Origin of the sequence: Actinomyces bouchesdurhonensis (assembly GCF_963540955.1) — a bacterium.
GTDB lineage: Bacteria > Actinomycetota > Actinomycetes > Actinomycetales > Actinomycetaceae > Pauljensenia > Pauljensenia bouchesdurhonensis.
The window spans coordinates 1-12,504 of record NZ_CAUTSL010000014.1 but is presented as its reverse complement, the minus strand read 5'-3'; the positions used below and the strand labels follow the sequence as shown (position 1 = coordinate 12,504).

Annotated in this window: 11 protein-coding genes; 6 read left to right on the top strand and 5 right to left on the bottom strand. The window is 64.2% G+C overall.

Translation table 11 applies throughout. The features are described from left to right. Positions 1 to 36: 36 nt before the first annotated feature. On the bottom strand, positions 37 to 1,071 hold the full coding sequence (locus RYL44_RS03800) for an adenylate/guanylate cyclase domain-containing protein (RefSeq protein WP_276738769.1): 1,035 nt from the start codon (positions 1,069 to 1,071) through the stop codon (positions 37 to 39). A 226-nt stretch (positions 1,072 to 1,297) separates the two neighbouring features. Here RYL44_RS03800 and RYL44_RS03795 point away from each other — a divergent pair, with 226 nt between their 5' ends. Together RYL44_RS03795 and dapD are read left to right on the top strand one after the other, a co-directional pair. Further along, on the top strand, positions 1,298 to 1,993 hold the full coding sequence (locus RYL44_RS03795) for a Maf family protein (RefSeq protein WP_314975138.1): 696 nt from the start codon (positions 1,298 to 1,300) through the stop codon (positions 1,991 to 1,993). Positions 1,994 to 2,037: 44 nt separating this feature from the next. Then, on the top strand, positions 2,038 to 2,994 hold the full coding sequence (gene dapD / locus RYL44_RS03790) for a 2,3,4,5-tetrahydropyridine-2,6-dicarboxylate N-succinyltransferase (protein ID WP_314769723.1): 957 nt from the start codon (positions 2,038 to 2,040) through the stop codon (positions 2,992 to 2,994). Positions 2,995 to 3,059: 65 nt separating this feature from the next. On the opposite strand, the gene dapC is transcribed toward dapD, so the two are convergent. Both dapC and fdxA read right to left on the bottom strand, forming a co-directional pair. Continuing rightward, positions 3,060 to 4,202, bottom strand: a complete 1,143-nt coding sequence (gene dapC, locus RYL44_RS03785) for a succinyldiaminopimelate transaminase (protein WP_314975137.1) — start codon at positions 4,200 to 4,202, stop codon at positions 3,060 to 3,062. Between the two features lie 19 nt (positions 4,203 to 4,221). Continuing rightward, positions 4,222 to 4,563: a ferredoxin gene (gene fdxA / locus RYL44_RS03780; protein WP_073982510.1), complete on the bottom strand. Its 342-nt coding sequence runs from the start codon at positions 4,561 to 4,563 to the stop codon at positions 4,222 to 4,224. A 103-nt stretch (positions 4,564 to 4,666) separates the two neighbouring features. Here fdxA and RYL44_RS03775 point away from each other — a divergent pair, with 103 nt between their 5' ends. Then, entirely contained in the window at positions 4,667 to 4,942 is a 276-nt protein-coding gene (locus RYL44_RS03775) for a putative acetyltransferase (protein WP_234968610.1), read from the top strand. Positions 4,943 to 4,963: 21 nt separating this feature from the next. On the opposite strand, the gene typA is transcribed toward RYL44_RS03775, so the two are convergent. After that, positions 4,964 to 6,886: a translational GTPase TypA gene (typA, locus tag RYL44_RS03770; protein WP_314975136.1), complete on the bottom strand. Its 1,923-nt coding sequence runs from the start codon at positions 6,884 to 6,886 to the stop codon at positions 4,964 to 4,966. A gap of 227 nt (positions 6,887 to 7,113) precedes the next feature. Between typA and RYL44_RS03765 the strand changes: the two genes are divergently transcribed. The 3 genes from RYL44_RS03765 to RYL44_RS03755 are packed head-to-tail and all read left to right on the top strand — an operon-like array spanning position 7,114 to position 9,506. After that, positions 7,114 to 7,968 (top strand): D-hexose-6-phosphate mutarotase, encoded by an 855-nt coding sequence (locus RYL44_RS03765; RefSeq protein ID WP_314975135.1) that lies wholly within the window; start codon positions 7,114 to 7,116, stop codon positions 7,966 to 7,968. Between the two features lie 45 nt (positions 7,969 to 8,013). Continuing rightward, positions 8,014 to 8,592: a 1-acyl-sn-glycerol-3-phosphate acyltransferase gene (locus tag RYL44_RS03760; RefSeq protein WP_314975134.1), complete on the top strand. Its 579-nt coding sequence runs from the start codon at positions 8,014 to 8,016 to the stop codon at positions 8,590 to 8,592. Then, entirely contained in the window at positions 8,589 to 9,506 is a 918-nt protein-coding gene (locus tag RYL44_RS03755; RefSeq protein ID WP_314975133.1) for a hypothetical protein, read from the top strand. The genes RYL44_RS03760 and RYL44_RS03755 overlap by 4 nt, the downstream gene beginning before the upstream one ends. 12 nt (positions 9,507 to 9,518) lie before the next feature. On the opposite strand, the gene RYL44_RS03750 is transcribed toward RYL44_RS03755, so the two are convergent. Next, a complete protein-coding gene (locus RYL44_RS03750) occupies positions 9,519 to 11,012 on the bottom strand; it encodes a glutamine synthetase family protein (protein WP_314975150.1) in 1,494 nt (497 codons plus the stop codon). Between the last annotated feature and the right edge of the window lie 1,492 nt (positions 11,013 to 12,504).

The window sequence follows — 12,504 nt, the reverse complement described above, 5'->3', positions numbered from 1 at the left end:
GGTCGCAGGCCACCCGACGGGCATAATAGCGGCCTCTCAGGCGACAGTGGTCGACAGCAAGTAGGGCGATACCGGACCAAAACCGCGCAAGTCCGCGGTGGGGAACTCTTCGAGTCCGTAGCCCTCGCCGCCCTTGCCCGCTGCAATTGCGGCGGCGGTAGAAGGGTCGGTGAGGATCTTCCCAACCGGAGCAATGTCCACGAGGCGAGACGCAAGATTGACGGTCGGCCCAAACACGTCACCGGAGCGAGAGAACACGTCTCCGCGCACGAAAGACGCACGCACCGGCAACATTTCATCGTCGGCGTTGAGTCGCTCAATGAGCGCGGTTGCCACCCGAAGGCCCGTGGGCAAATCATCCGCAATGTACAGGACGGCGTCGCCGATCATTTTGACGACGCGGCCCCCCTCTTCGATGACGGCGGTACGACTCTGTTCCTCGAAGCGCTCAATGAGCCCGACGAGGGCGTCTCCAAGAATCGTGGAGGACGACGTGTAAGACACCATGTCCACGAAGCCGAGGCACCGGTTGAGTGGGAAACGGCTGTGGCGTTCCTCGTGTCCGCGCTGAGAGACCTCACGATCGAAGCGTGACAGCGTCGCCTCGAGCTGGCGACGCCAGGAGTAGACGAACATCTCCTGGAAGACATCAATGTACTCGCGCATATGATCGAGGACGTACATCCGAGCCGTCGTATCGTCCAGCATGAGGCGCCGCGAGGAATCCTCGACCAGGGCCTCGTACTGCCATAGCGCCAGCCGGTCAGCCAGGTGTGAGTTCGCGCGCAGGAGCGAGCGAGAGGTGTCCGTGTCGATGGCGCCGGATTCGACCAGGTCATGCCACTTGCCAAACACGTCAAGGTCACGCTGGGAGAATACCGGTTCATCAGGATCGGGCGCCTGGAAGCCCAGGGCGATCCAGAACTGCACGACACGGTCGATCGGAGTGCCCGTCGCCTCTGAGAGGTCACGGGCAGAGTATGTGAGATGACCACCGAGCAGCCGAGGAACGTAGCTGGTTGCAGTGAGGTCATCGGGAGCTGCATGGGACGATGCACCACGCTCATCCATCGCGTTTCCCTCCTCGTCAGGCTGACTCAACACCACATCAGCGAATAAACAGTACAGTAGATCACTTTCTAAGGTCACATCAAAATATGACCTCACACACCGGCAATTGTAGTAGGCTACTGTCTTTTGCACCAGCGATTTGCACGTTTACCTGCGACAATCCGATTTTTTGCACCAAATTTCAGCTTCGCTGCACCTAGGCGCGACCATGGTTCACAATGATCCCATGCGTCTCGTTCTCGCCTCCGCGTCACCAGCCCGCCGAGCCACCCTGATCGCGGCGGGCATCACGCCGATCGTCATCGTGTCCACCGTCGACGAGGACGCCGTCCTCTCAGCGCTGCCCGGCGGACGCGCCTTTACAGGGGGGAGAACAACACCCGCAGACGAAGTCGGCGCACTCGCCGCCGCCAAGTGCACGAACGTCTGCGAGGCACTCATTCGCGGCGATACAGAACTCCCCACAGAAAATACCCTCCTCGTTGTTGGCGCCGACTCGATGCTCGAAATCAACGGCCACATGCTCGGCAAGCCCCACACGCCCGAGGTGGCCCGCGAGCGCATCAGGGCCATGCGCCGCACAACCGCCACCCTGTGGACGGGCCACTCGCTCGCCCTTCTGGCCCCGGCCTCGTCAACGCAGTGCCCGAAGCGAGAGGTCACCGCACAGATCACGCGCGCTGCCTCAACCCTGGTTCACTTCGGAGACATCTCAGATGATGAGATTGACGCTTACGTGGCGACGGGCGAACCGCTGCACGTGGCGGGGTCTTTTACAGTGGACGGCCTGGGCGGCCCATTCATTGACGGGGTGACGGGTGACTATCACTCGGTCGTCGGTATCTCTCTGCCTCTGCTGCGCTCGATGGCATGCGAACTCGGAGTGTTTTGGCCCAACCTGTGGGATACACCGCGCCGCTGAGTTTCACCCCGAAACGACGCGCGCACGCCCCGTACTGTAGGGGCATGGACAACAGCACTGCATGGGGCATCGGCCTCGCAACGATCACCCTGGACGGAACGACTCTCGACACGTGGTACCCTGCCCCGCATCTGGGCGATGCGGGAACTGACGACGAGCTCGTGACCTCGCTGGCGCTCCTGGAGCGCGTGGACGAAGCGCGCCGCGTGCGCACGGTCGTCGTAACCACGACGGTTGACCTGACGGAGGCCCCCGCTTCGACCGAAGACGCCTACCTGCGCCTGCACCTGCTTTCCCACCGCCTGGTGGCGCCCAACACGATCAACCTGGACGGCATTTTCGCAGTGCTGCCCAACGTCGTGTGGACGGACGCCGGCCCGTGTGCCGTCGCCGATTTCGAAGCTACGCGCCTGCGCTTGCGCGCCCGCGATGGCCGCCCCGTGACCGTGCAGGGCGTCGACAAGTTCCCCCCGATGGTCAACTACGTGTTGCCACAGGGTGTACGCATTGCCGACGGTACGCGCGTGCGCCTGGGCGCCTACCTGTCCGAGGGAACGACCGTCATGCATGCGGGCTTCGTGAACTTCAACGCGGGCACGCTGGGCCGCTCGATGGTCGAGGGCCGCGTCTCGCAGGGCGTCGTCATCGGCGACGGCTCGGACGTGGGCGGCGGCGCGTCCACGATGGGCACCCTGTCGGGCGGCGGCAAGCAGCGCGTGCGCCTGGGCGAACGCTGCCTGCTGGGCGCGAACTCGGGCCTGGGTATCGCGCTGGGCGACGACTGTGTCGTCGAGGCGGGCCTGTACGTGACCGCCGGCGCGAAGGTGACGCTCATCGATTCTGCCGGCGAGGCCGAACCGCGTACGATCGCGGCGCGCGAGCTGTCGGGGGCGTCGAATATCCTCTTCCGCCGCAACTCCCAGACGGGCCGCATCGAGGCGATCGCCCGCGCGGGCGTGGTGGGCATCGAACTCAACGACGCTCTGCACGCGTCGAACTGACGTCCGCACAGGGAACGAGGCCGGGGCGCGCCATGTGGTCCCGGCCTCGTTGTGTCGGTGCGGGGTCAGTGCGCCCAGGCCTCGCGGATGCGCTCGGCTGCTGCTGCTATACGTTCGTCGGAGGCGGTCAGGGCCACGCGGACGCGCCCGCGGGCGGCTGTGCCGTAGAAGTCTCCGGGGGCGACGAGGATACCGAGCTGGGCCAGACGGTCCACGAGGGCCCAGGAGTCGGTGGGGTGAGCGGGGTCGGCGACCCACAGGTAGAGGCCGGCAGCGCTGTTGGGGTCGACGTTGAGGCCCGCGTCGGTCAGTGCGTCCAGGAGAAGTGCGCGACGCGCACCGTAGAGGGCGCGCTGGGTCTTCACATGCTCCGTGTCAGCCAGGGCGACGCTCATCGCGTGTTGGACGGGTGCGGGGACCATGAGGCCGGAGTGCTTGCGCACGGTCACGATGGGCGCGACCAGGGCGGGGTCTCCGTAGAGGAGGGCAGCGCGGTAGCCGGCGAGGTTGGACTGTTTGGACAGGGAGTACAAGACAATGAGACCGCTCGCGTCGCCGTCGCACACCTGCGCATCGAGCAGGGAGGGGACCCCCTCGCTCACGTATGGTTCGGTCCAGGGCAGGGCTGCGTAGCACTCGTCGGAGACGATGACGGCGCCGTGGGAGCGCGCCCACGCGACGGCAGCGCGCAGCTGGTCCTTGCTCATGACGTGGCCGTCAGGGTTGCCGGGCGAGTTCAAGTAGACGAGGGCGGCCTCGGGCCAGGAATCGGGGTTTGTCGGATCGACGGGGATGGGAGTGGCTCCGGCCAGGCGAGCGCCAATGTCGTAGGTCGGGTAGGCGACCTCGGGGACCAGGACCTTCTCGCCCGGTCGCACGCCGAGCAGGAAGGGGATCCACGCGACAGCTTCCTTGGAGCCGATCGTGGGGATCACGCCACCTGGGCCGACGTCCACCATGCCGCGGCGCGCGCCCCAGGCCAAGATTGCCTCACGCACCTCGGTTGTGCCGATAACCGTCGGGTAGCCGTGCGCGTTGGAGGCCTCGGAGAGGGCTTCACGGATGAAGTCGGGGGTGTCATCGACGGGGGTTCCGACGCTCAGATCACAGATTCCCCCGGGATGCGCTGCTGCACGCGCTTTGGCGGGCGCAAGCTGATCCCAGGGGAATTCTGGCAGGTCAAGAGGGCGGGGCAGGCTTTCAGTCATACCTCTACCCTATCGACTGTCACATGTTTTCGGCTTTCCATTCCTCATTCTGAGGCGGCAGCGCTGCGATCATCGAATCGTCGTAGTCCTGGACGCCCGTCTTCTGGGCGCCGCCGGGGCTGCCCAGTTCGTTGAAGAAATCGGCGTTGGCGCGCAGGTAGTCCGACCACTCATCGGGCAGGTCGTCTTCGTAGAAGATGGCCTCGGTGGGGCACACGGGTTCGCACGCGCCGCAGTCCACGCACTCCTCGGGGTGAATGTAGAGCGTGCGCTCCCCCTCGTAAATGCAATCGACGGGGCATTCGTCCACGCACGCGCGATCCTTGACGTCCACGCAGGGCTGCGCGATGACGTAGGTCATGAGACGTTCCTCCTGGTCAGTTCTAAAGACTCGTTGATTCTATTATTCACGTATGAGTAGCCCCGAGTCACCCTCCGTTTTCAATTCCCCGGAAAATGGCGCTATGGCGCCAAACGATCAGAGCGCAGGTGGCGGCGCGCGAGAGCAAATTTCCGCACGCGCGCCTCGCACAATTCCAGATCTGCCGTGGATGCGCTTCGAGGTCGGTCAGAGAATCGTCATCCGTTACCGCCTGTCAGACGGCCTGCACGACGCCCTGGGCGAGGCTCTGGAGGTGGCCCCCACGCACGTCACGGTTGCGACGAGGCGGGGGCCAGTTCGGGTGGATGCCGCCACGATGGTGACGGGTAAGCGTGTGCCTCCCCCGCCGGCCCTGTAGCGGGCGTGGAAGGGTCGAGGGTCAGCGATTATTGGCGCGACGCTCGCGGGCGGCGATCTTGAAGCGCTCCTGGGCGTCCAGGACGACCTTGCGCACGCGCACGGCCTCGGGCGTGACCTCGACGCACTCGTCGTTGGCCGCGAACTCGAGGGATTCCTCGAGGGTCAGCTTGCGCGAGGGGGTCAGCGACTCGTACACGTCGGCGGTCGCGCTGCGCGTGTTCGTCTGCTTCTTCTCGCGGCAGATGTTCACGTCCATGTCCTCGCCGCGCGGGTTTTCGCCCACGACCTGGCCCTCGTAGACCTCCGAGGAGGGTTCGACGATGAAGGAGCCTCGCTCCTGCAGGTTCGTCATCGCGTAGGGGGTGGCCTGGCCGGCGCGGTCGGCGACGAGCGAGCCGGTGAGGCGCTGCTCGATGGTGCCCTGCCAGGGGGCGTAGCCCTCGGAGATGGACGAGGCGATGCCGGTGCCGCGCGTTTCGGTGAGGAAGCGCGTGCGGAAGCCGATGAGGCCGCGGGCGGGGACGACGAACTCGAGGCGAATCCAACCGGAGCCGTGGTTTGCCATGGTCTCCATGCGGCCCTTGCGGGCAGCCATGAGCTGCGTGACGGCACCCAGGTATTCTTCGGGGATGTCGATCGTCATGCGTTCCATGGGTTCGCTGAGGACCCCGTCGATTTCCTTCGTGACGACCTGGGGCTTGCCGACGGTGAGTTCGAAGCCCTCGCGGCGCATCTGCTCTACCAGGATCGCCAGGGCGAGTTCGCCTCGACCCTGGACCTCCCAAGCGTCGGGGCGCTCGGTGGGCAGGACCTTCAGCGACACGTTGCCGATGAGTTCGCGGTCCAGACGGTCCTTGACCTGACGCGCCGTGACTTTGGCGCCCTTGACGCGACCGGCCATCGGCGAGGTGTTGATGCCAATCGTCATCGAGATGGCCGGATCATCGACCGTGATAAGCGGGAGGGGGCGCGGATCCTCGAGATCGACGAGGGACTCTCCGATCATGATGTCCTCGATGCCGGCGACGGCAACGATGTCGCCGGGACCCGCAGAGTCGGTGGACACGCGCTCGAGGCCTTCGGTGGCCAGCAGCTCGGAGATGTGGACGCGCTGGATGGTTCCGTCGTGGCGGGCCAGGCCCACATCGGCGCCCTTCTTCAGGGTGCCGTTGTGGATGCGCAGCAGCGCGAGCCGCCCCAGGAAGGGCGAAGCATCCAGGTTGGTGACATGCGCTTGCAGCGGCATGTCCTCGTCGTAGCTGGGGCCGGGGATACGACTCAGGATCGTCTCAAAGAGCGGTTCGAGGTTCTCGGTGGGCAGCTGGCCGTCGCCCGGGTTTTCCAGGGAGCACTTGCCGGCCTTAGCGGAGGCGTAGATGACGGGGACGTCCATGAGGGAGTCCACATCAATGTCGACGCCTTCGTTCATGAGGTCCTCGCCGAGCGAGAGCAGCAGGTCGGTCGTCTCAGAGACAACCTCGTCGATACGAGAGTCGGGACGATCAACCTTGTTGACGACAACGATGACGGGCAGGTGTGCCTGGAGGGCCTTACGCAGCACGAAGCGGGTCTGCGGCAGCGGACCTTCGGAGGCGTCGACCATGAGGACCACGCCATCGACCATGGACAGGCCGCGCTCGACCTCCCCGCCAAAGTCAGCGTGTCCGGGGGTGTCGATCACGTTGATGGTGACGCCTCCAGCCAGGCCGAGGGCCTGCGCGGCGGGGCCGCGATAGTGGACGGCGGTGTTCTTAGCGAGAATCGTGATTCCCTTTTCTCGCTCGAGATCTCCGGAGTCCATGACACGTTCACCGGTCTTTTCAACCGTGTCGCGTTCAGAGAACGCTCCTGACTGCCAGAGCATTGCGTCAACCAGCGTGGTCTTCCCGTGATCGACGTGTGCGACGATCGCGACGTTTCGCAGGTCGGGACGCGTGGACATATCTGGACTCCTCAAATGTGGACACCTATTATTGCGTGTAATGGAGCACAGAAGCCCCATTCAAAATCGATCAACTGACCGATTCCACGCACATACCTCTCCAGAATATCGGCATACGGAGAGCCAACGCGCACGCCACCCTGCGACATCCACCACGTCATCTATCCACTCACACGAACCATTCGGTCTATTTGCCGAGAAACCACCCATACACTCAACTGATAACCATGACAGACATCGCCACACTCTCCGCATCCATCCCATCCTGTTCGACACGCATCTCACCCTTCGGCGCACACCTTCTGTCGTGGCGTCCCACCGGGGACACCGATGTCCTGTGGCTGTCCTCCCGCGCCGTCATGGACGGCACGCGGGCAATTCGTGGCGGAGTCCCACTGTGCCTACCCTGGTTTGGCGGACCAGAAGATTCTCCGGCGCGACCGGGAGCGGGGGCAGGCCCCCACGGCTTCGCCCGCACCTCGACGTGGACCCTCCTATCCGCCACCCATCCCGCAGACACTACCCCAGCCTCGTTCTCTTTTGAACTACACCACACGGGTGAAACGTCAGCGCTCTACCCCCACTCCTTGTGCGCACGCCTGGACGTGAGCGCCGGTTCCGAGCTGCACATGAGCCTGAGCCTGACGAACGACGATGATCACCCCTTCGCAATCGAGGCAGCGATGCACACCTACCTTCATGTCGGCGACATCAAGGACGTGACCATTGAGGGCCTAGATGGCGCCCGCTACTTCGACAAAGTCCGCGCTCGCTACGCCACCCAGCGCGGAGACTTAAACCTCGTGGGGCCAACGGACCGCGTCTATACGACAACACAGCAGGTCCGCGTCACCGACCCTAAGCTGGACCGACGCATCATCGTCGATAAGAACGGCTCCGGCTCCACTATCGTGTGGAACCCTTGGGCACAGCCAGCCGCCACCATGAGCGATGTCGGCACGGACGAGTGGCAGTATTTCGTGTGCGTCGAAACCGCCGCCGTGCGCGAACGGGCGCTCACACTGTGGCCAGGCCATCCTCACATCATGACACAGAGCCTAGCCGTGGAGACGCTCGACTGAAGCAGCGCAGGTAGGATTGAGCGCAGCTACAACAGAAAGGCCACCATGGCTCTCACCCGCGTTCTCGCTTCCGCCTACTTGACAATGTCGCGCTGGAAGCTCACGACCGAGCCGTTGCCCGAGAAGGTCATCGTCATCGGCGCCCCGCACACGTCGAACTGGGACGGCGTATTCATGGCCGTGTCCATGTGGAAGAGCGGTCGCAGCTTTTCGTTCCTGGTCAAGGACTCGGTCGTCAAAGCCCCGGTTCTCGGCTGGTTCGTAAAAAAGATCGGCGCGGTCCCCGTGGAGCGTAGCGCAGCTCACGGTCTGGTGGAGCAGGTGGCGACCCGCATTCGTGAAGCCGACACGTTCACATTGTGCATCACACCGAAGGGCACCCGTTCACCGCGCGAGTTCTGGAAATCGGGCTTCTACCGCATCGCCATGGAGGCGGAGGTACCGATTCAGTTCGGTTTCATCGACCGCACCACACACACCTTCGGGTGGGGGCCGACGTATCGCCTGACGGGAGACGTGCGAGCCGACATGGACGTGATCCGCGCGTTTTACGCGGGCAAGGTAGGAGTCAAACCAGCGAATACGTCGGTTCCGCGCCTGCGAGCCGAGGAAGAGACCCAGTGAGGTTCCGCGGATTGTTAAGTGCGGCTGGGGCACTGACACTGAGCTTTGGGGCTACGCCCGCTGTCGCAGACCAGCCGACGCCGATTCACCTGGTGGAGGTGTATGACATCACGCCCGGCGAGTTCGCGACCCACGAGGTAACACTATCGACCGCTGTGCCCCTCGTTGCGCAGCAGTGCCAGTCAATGGGAGCGGGCGCACAGGCCTCCTCCGCGACACTGACGGATGTGGACGGTGTCACGGGCTGTCATTTCACGTGGGAGCTGGAAGATGCCGGCGTCGAGGTCGTTACGATCGACGACGGCGGTGTCTTCCATTTCCATTCCGTGTCGGCGTCCCTGCTGGAGGGCTTTTCCACCCCTGAAGCTGTTGCCACCATCGATTCGGTGACTCTGGTCGCGCATGCCTCCACGATCGTCGAGGCCTCCGCCGGGGGGGCCATCACATCCGCGGGCGCATCCACGAAAACCGACGCAAGCACAGTGACGTGGCTCAATGTGAACGAGGACGTGAACGCTACAGGCACGGTCGATCCCAGCGCTGTGGATGTTGCCTCCTCGCCATCCCCGGCTGCAGCGCTCCCCGTCGCTCCCCAGGAATCACGCGGAGGTGGCTTACTCTCATCATTGGCACTGATCGTGGCAATAACCGGTGGCGTTGTTGTCCTCGCTTTCATTGGCGCAATTGCGCGTTGGGTCGGTCGGTCGCGTCAAGCAAGCGCCGACGCGCAATTCGAGCGAGACGCGTTCCTGCGCGCCGCCCAGCGTGAGGCAGCACTGGATGCGCGGACGGCCTCGTCCCCCTATGCCTGCGCCCGGTCCGCACCTGAGGGTTCTGCGCTCGCGGGCGTGCCACGCGCCCCGGAGGACGAGGCCTCGGCCCGCCGGTCTTTCGCGCCCCCCACTGCCGAGTGAAGTGCCCGCACGCTACCCGATGTGGAAATAGCGGTCGACGAGTTCCACGACTGACACGCGCGAGTCGGCCAGGTCGTCGCGCAAGTGCACGTCACCCAGCTCGACCAGGCGCGATGCCCACGAGTCGATAAGGCCCGCGGGAAAGACGCCCAACGCCTCGTAGTCTTCGCGCTGGGCCAGGAGACGCCCGGCGGCTTCGAAGCAGGAGGAGGGGAGTTGGTCGAGGCCGGGGGTCTGCGAGGCATCACCGTCTACCTTGCGGCAACGCGCGTAGTCCGCCATGCCTGGCTGCGTGAGTCCGAGCCTTGCTGCAACGGTGACGCCCGCGAGCAGGAGATGAACGGCTGCCGATCCGTCTGGGCTGCGCAGTTCGATCGTCTGCGAGTCGTTGGGCAGGCCACGGATGGGTGGCTCGTTCGGGTTCGCGTCGCGAAACATCGAGTCATCGACGTTTTGCCACCCGAGTGGGACGCGTACCAGGACTGAGCGGTTGCGGTCACCCCAGCAGATTGACGTCGGCGCCTCCTGGTGGAGCACGAGTCGCAGGAACGAGGTGGGAACGGTGTTGCCGAAGGCGGTCAGCGATGCAGCGTGCGTGAGATACCCGCCGATAACCTTCAGTGCGTCCTCAGTGAGCCCTGCGCCGGTGGAGAACTGGTTGACGCCGTCTTTGACGAGTCGCGTGTGGAAGTGCATGCCGGAGCCGGCCTGTCCGACGGCGATCTTGGGGGAGAATGACACTTCGATGCCGTAGGAGTGCGCGACCTCGCGCAGGACCCACTTGGCCAGAACCATTTGATCGGCTGCCTCGCACACATCAACGGGCAGGAATTCGATCTCCTGCTGAATCATCTGGCGTCCATCTGACACGAAGTTGCCGACCTCGGAGTGCGCGTATTTGACGGCGCAACCCATGCTCACCAGGTGTGAAAGGGCCTGTGTACGCACGTTCTCCCACTTCGAGAATGGCCCGGATTCGTGGTAGCCGCGCTGGGGTTCGACACGGAAGAGGGGGTCCTGCGGGGAGAAGAGGTAGTATTCCAGTTCGCCGAGTGCCTCGAGTATGCAGCCTGTTTCCGCCTGGAGGGAACGTTGGGCTTTTCGGAGGATTTCCTGTGGCGCCGAGGCCAGGGGGGCGCCGCTCACATCGTAGAAGTTGCAGAGGAACTCCAGGGTCGGGATTGATGAGAAGGGATTGAGGAAGGCGGTCGATAGACGAGGGACGACGTAGAGGTCGGAGGAGGTGGCCTCAACGAAGGTGAAGAGAGATGACCCGTCGACGCGCTCGCCGAGCGTGAGGACCCGATCGAGGTGTGCTTTGGATTGGATCGCGAAGTTCAGGGTTTTGAGCCGACCGTCTCCCCCGACGTAGCGAAGGTTCAGCATCGGGATGTGGTTGTCTTCGATGTATCCGATGATGTCGGCCTTCGTCAGCTCCTTCGCTGGCTTTCTGAGGGCCTGCACAAGCGGGTTTGGGCTGAGGGAAACGGTGTCGGTTGAGAGCATCTCAAACTCCTCGTTGAGCATGACTGGTATCCGTCATTGTGACTCACACTACCACCTTCCAGAACCCTCATCCGACGGCACAGCAAGACATGACGCGAGCAGGCGAGCGATTGTTTAAGTTAAAGGACAAAACGTGTTGGTCGCGGCTCGGCCCCTGGCGTCGGCGGCGAGGTGTCGGCGGGGGAGGTGTCGGCGGGGGAGGTGTCGGCGGCGCTGGCGCTGGCGCGCCGCCGATGGGGTTGGCCGTGACGTGCGCTTGCGTCGTCCGTCATTGTGCTAGCGCGCTCGCGCCGCCGATGGGAGCCATCCCATCGGGAGGATTGCACGTGATCAGTTGGGGTTGAATCTTCCCGATCGGGTGTAACGCCTCATCGGCAACAAGCCTCGTCTGGGAGCTGGCCGCCTGTCGTCCCCTTGTCATTGCCGGCGACTCCCCACCGGTGTTTATCGGCGCCCCACCCTACACGCGCCCCGCCCTACTCGCGCCCGTGCAGCAGGGCCCCGTCGGCGACTCCCCACCGGCGTTTATCGGCGCCCGCCGGGCAGTCCTGCACCGGTGAGGGAGCGTGACACCAGGGGTAATGGTGGGGGTTTTGCACCATTAGAAGCCTCCCCTCGGCGTGTCGCCGGCGTGTCGCGCCCCTAATGGTGCAATTCCCCCCGTTTGATGGCGATGCCACCGGCAGACAAGTCACACACGGGTCCCCGTGCAGCGCAAGTCCCACAGTTTACTGTCGGCGAGGTCACGCCTCGGGGCGGTGTGGCGCCCGCCGGGCAGTCCTGCACCAATGAGGGAGCATGACACAAGGGGAAATGGTGGGGGTTTTGCAGCATTAGAAGCACCCCCTCGGCGTGTCGCCGGCGTGTCGCGCCCCTAATGATGCAATTCCCCCCGTTTGATGGCGATGTCACCGGCAGGCAAGTCACGCACGGGTCCACGTGCAGCGCAAGTCCCACAGTATACTGTCGGCGATGTCACGCCTCGGGGCAGCGCCGCCCACGTCGCAAACCACCTCGATAACAAACGCCGACAACGGGGGTGTTGCGGGCAAGGTGGTCTGCGTTGTGGGCGCAACGGCGCCTGAGCTGGTGCGTCGCTCGCACGCGAACCGCCGACAATGCGCGTTAACCCCATGACACGCACGCCAACCCCTAGATATGCGCCTGGGCGGCGCCGCCGCGCATGCCATCAGACCCCCCACGCGGATTAGAGGGCCCACGCGCGAATGAGCGGGTCCACGTGCGCGGCGAGGAACGCAGGCAGCTCGCGCGCGCTTGGAGCAGTTTCGCATGCAATTCGATTGGGTGAACTTTCAACAGTATCTACAAACGTTGCAATTCCAACGATATGGTTGCGTGGCGTGGCGCGGTGTTGGGGGAATTGCATGCGACATTCGTGGAAAGCTCGCCGGGCGGGGGTCGTGCGCTGCCGCTCGTGAGCCTGTCAATTTTTCTGTGTATGGGGGTTAGAGGTAGGGGGTGATTCGGTCGG

Excerpts from the sequence above, each read along its gene's own strand:
- RYL44_RS03760 (WP_314975134.1), top strand. The coding sequence starts at position 8,014 with ATGGCTCTCACCCGCGTTCTCGCTTCCGCCTACTTGACAATGTCGCGC.
- RYL44_RS03765 (WP_314975135.1), top strand. The coding sequence starts at position 7,114 with ATGACAGACATCGCCACACTCTCCGCATCCATCCCATCCTGTTCGACA.
- RYL44_RS03775 (WP_234968610.1), top strand. The coding sequence starts at position 4,667 with ATGGCGCCAAACGATCAGAGCGCAGGTGGCGGCGCGCGAGAGCAAATT.
- dapD (WP_314769723.1), top strand. The coding sequence starts at position 2,038 with ATGGACAACAGCACTGCATGGGGCATCGGCCTCGCAACGATCACCCTG.
- fdxA (WP_073982510.1), bottom strand. The coding sequence starts at position 4,563 with ATGACCTACGTCATCGCGCAGCCCTGCGTGGACGTCAAGGATCGCGCG.
- typA (WP_314975136.1), bottom strand. The coding sequence starts at position 6,886 with ATGTCCACGCGTCCCGACCTGCGAAACGTCGCGATCGTCGCACACGTC.
- RYL44_RS03795 (WP_314975138.1), top strand. The coding sequence starts at position 1,298 with ATGCGTCTCGTTCTCGCCTCCGCGTCACCAGCCCGCCGAGCCACCCTG.
- dapC (WP_314975137.1), bottom strand. The coding sequence starts at position 4,202 with ATGACTGAAAGCCTGCCCCGCCCTCTTGACCTGCCAGAATTCCCCTGG.
- RYL44_RS03750 (WP_314975150.1), bottom strand. The coding sequence starts at position 11,012 with ATGCTCTCAACCGACACCGTTTCCCTCAGCCCAAACCCGCTTGTGCAG.
- RYL44_RS03800 (WP_276738769.1), bottom strand. The coding sequence starts at position 1,071 with ATGGATGAGCGTGGTGCATCGTCCCATGCAGCTCCCGATGACCTCACT.